Genomic DNA, 2,052 nt, shown 5'->3' on the forward strand with positions numbered 1-2,052 from the left:
CCGACTGAGCTAATGGCTCATGAATATTGCTCATTGGCGACGCTTTTTATAATATCATAGCATTGCACATTGTACAATAGTTTTTTAAAAACTTTTTTGTTAACCACACAGTTTATGTTGTTTACGGAAAAAGATAGAGTATTTACATCATAAGAGCGTACTATTTTTACAGATAAAATACTTTTTTAAAGATATTTCGTAAAAATAACGGATACCACTTCAGTTCTGCATTGTTTTGAACTCATTCTCTCGCATTTTAATCCCTATTACCCTAATTTAACCGGATTTTAAACTGCTGGCGCTGAAATAAATCTGTATATCCGCCGTCCAGGAAATTTATCCGCCATAAAACACAATATTTCCGCCGTGAAAATTTTTTATCCGCCAAAAACAACCTTTTATCCGCCAAACCTCCAACCAGAGTGACGTCCAATGCCGCAGCAGTCTCCAAATACCTCACAAAAAAAGACCAGAGAGAAAACCCCTCTGGCCTTAACGAACATATCTGTTATTAGTTTTGTCTCCAAGGGCTTCTAACTACGTTTGTTTGCGAACGGTCAGGGCCAACAGAGAAGATTGATAATGGAATACCTGTCAGCTGTGCAATGCGCTCTAAATAGTGCCGTGCATTTGCAGGAAGCTCATCAAGTGATTTGCAGCCTGTGATATCTTCTGTCCAGCCTGGAAGCTCTTCAAATACAGGCTCACATTCAGAAAGGACTTTTAGGCTTGCTGGGAATTCTTCAATTACTTCGCCTTTGTACTTGTATGCTGTACAAATTTTTAATGTATCAATGCCTGTTAATACGTCAATAGAGTTAAGAGAAAGATCAGTAATTCCGCTCACACGGCGCGCATGACGAACCACTACGCTGTCAAACCAGCCAACACGGCGCGCACGGCCAGTTGTTGTACCATATTCGCGTCCTACTTCACGGATTTGATCGCCAATTTCGTTATTTAATTCAGTTGGGAAAGGACCGTCTCCTACACGAGTCGTATAAGCTTTAGAAACTCCAACTACATGAGTAATCTTAGTTGGGCCTACACCAGATCCAATTGCTACACCGCCAGCGACTGGGTTTGAAGATGTTACGAACGGATATGTGCCTTGGTCAATATCCAGCATAACTCCTTGTGCACCTTCAAATAATACACGGCGTCCATCATCTAATGAGTCGTTTAAGACAACTGACGTGTCACATACATAATGCTTAAACTGCTGTCCGTATTCGTAATACTCATCAAGAATATCTTCTAACTTGAAGCCTTCTGTTTCATAAATGCGCTCAAGAAGACGATTTTTCTCATCCAGGTTACGAGACAATTTTTCTTCAAACACTTCTTTGTCCAGCAAGTCCGCAATACGGATCCCCACGCGGGCTGCTTTATCCATGTATGCTGGGCCAATTCCTTTTTTCGTTGTTCCGATTTTGTTGGCACCTTTGCGCTCTTCTTCTACCTCATCCAGCTTTAAGTGATAAGGCAGAATAACATGAGCACGGTTGCTGATGCGAAGGTTGTCTGTTGATACGCCCTTTTCATGCAAATATGCAAGCTCTTTTAAAAGAGCCTTTGGATCAACAACCATTCCATTGCCGATGACACAAATTTTATCATTATAAAAAATCCCTGATGGAATTAAGTGCAGCTTATACGTTTCACCGTTGAATTTAATTGTATGTCCAGCATTATTACCGCCTTGATAACGGGCGATGACTTCTGCATTTTCAGAAAGAAAGTCTGTAATCTTTCCTTTCCCTTCATCTCCCCATTGTGTTCCAACTACTACTACTGATGACATTTAACATGCACCTCCGAGGTTAACTTAAATCCCTTTTCAAACAAACTAATTTTATCAATAATGAAGGATAAAAGTCAACAAAACACGAACATTTCTTATAAAATTATTAAAATATGTTCGTAATATATGAAAATAGCAAAGAAAAAAGGGATCAGTTTTGAACTGATCCCCTTATGCACCAGGCTGCGCGTACGCATCATCATAGCGTTTCTCTAAGTTTACGAATTTATTATACTCTTTCACGAATG

At 39.7% G+C, this 2,052-nt stretch carries 1 protein-coding gene; it reads right to left on the reverse strand.

The features are described 5' to 3' along the window. Positions 1-511: 511 nt before the first annotated feature. Positions 512-1,804, reverse strand: a complete 1,293-nt coding sequence (locus tag OQ279_RS18795) for an adenylosuccinate synthase (protein ID WP_066441926.1) — start codon at positions 1,802-1,804, stop codon at positions 512-514. Between the last annotated feature and the right edge of the window lie 248 nt (positions 1,805-2,052).

Source organism: Salinimicrobium profundisediminis, from assembly GCF_026241755.1.
Lineage (GTDB): Bacteria > Bacteroidota > Bacteroidia > Flavobacteriales > Flavobacteriaceae > Salinimicrobium > Salinimicrobium profundisediminis.